At 29.8% G+C, this 1317-nt stretch carries 1 protein-coding gene and 1 pseudogene; both read right to left on the bottom strand.

The features are described from left to right. Positions 1–192: 192 nt before the first annotated feature. Positions 193–531, bottom strand: a pseudogene (locus ACFQZ1_RS11825) (recombinase family protein); the annotation flags it as partial. A 404-nt stretch (positions 532–935) separates the two neighbouring features. Continuing rightward, positions 936–1317: O-antigen ligase family protein (locus ACFQZ1_RS11820; RefSeq protein WP_377882369.1), on the bottom strand; the 382-nt coding region annotated here is incomplete at its 5' end.

The raw sequence follows: 1317 nt of genomic DNA, 5'->3' as shown, positions 1-1317 counted from the left end.
CCCTAAAGTTAGTATGTCTAATGAAATTGTTTATTTTTTCCCTAATATGTACTTTAATCCCAAAAAGAACTTGTAGTGATTTCTACAAGTTCTTTTTGTATTTCCGATTAGAAATGGATACGATAGTATGTAATTCTGTGACGTGTTTGATAGGCATGGGGGAGCAACACAATCCATTGGATTTTCATCTCTCTAATTTTTGATTCTTTCTTCATACTGTTTGGCAAGTTTATAAAATGAAGAACGTTTGATGCCATACTTTTTCATGGCCCCTACTGCTGTAATCAAACCGGATTTCCATTCCTTATAAGCTTCAATAAATTCTTCTGTTATTTCGACAGGAGGACGCCCTAAGTGTTTTCCTTGTTTTCTAGCAAGAGCAATCCCTTCAGCTTGGCGTTGTTTAATATCAATGCGCTCTTTTTCTGCAAATGCTGATAATATTGTAAGGGTTGCTTTTTGAATTGCGCTCTGAATAACATCATTTGTACTTTCTCCAGTGTAATTGACGTTAATATATGGTTCCTTTAGGGGTCCCATCCACATTTTAACGAAAACATACGTTAAGCAAATTTGACACGAAAAAACGTTGATTTTACTACTCTAAGAGATTTATTTAATCTCAAAAATGATGGTATTTGAGACTGAATGATTTCATCTTAAAATGTCATAGGAAACCCACTAAATGTTTATCAAAACTTATCTCAAAATCAAAATCTCAATTGAAATCAGCTATATTGAGTTTTGAGATTCTCTTAGCGCATAAAAACGTTAAAATGTGCGTGCTACCCCTGATAATGATATTTTATGGTGATTTAAAAAAAATGACCATTAATAAATTTAAAATAAAAAGAAGGCCGAACTAGATTGTTTTTCTAGTTTGATCTTCTTTTTTTATGTATTAAAAACAAAATGTTTATTTAGAAATACTATAATTATTCATTGTTAATTTTTAGCTGTTTATTTTCTAAGCTAACTATTAAGGTTGCTAAAAGTACACTAAAATATATACTTACAGCTGGAGCTGTTAATACATGTCCAGAAATAAATGCAATTCCAAGACTTAATAATATTCCTGTTGCAATTAATGCATATTTAATTGTAAGTACCTGTTTAAAATTTTTAATTATTAAAAATAAGGTTTTAAAACTATAGTAAACAAAGGGTAATATCATAAATATAAAGCCAATAATTCCAAATGTATAGAACCAATCATGGAAGTCTCTTTCAGTTAATTTAGGATTTTCTTTGTAGTTTCCTCCATATCCCATACCAAATAGTTTTTGAGATATTGGAGCTTCTTTAAAGGATTTTATA

Origin of the sequence: Bacillus sp. CGMCC 1.60114, from assembly GCF_042676365.1 — a bacterium.
In the GTDB taxonomy this organism is placed as follows: Bacteria; Bacillota; Bacilli; order Bacillales; family Bacillaceae_G; genus Bacillus_A; species Bacillus_A rhizoplanae_A.
The sequence above is the reverse complement of the archived record's forward strand: the minus strand, read 5'-3'. Positions and strand labels throughout refer to the sequence as shown.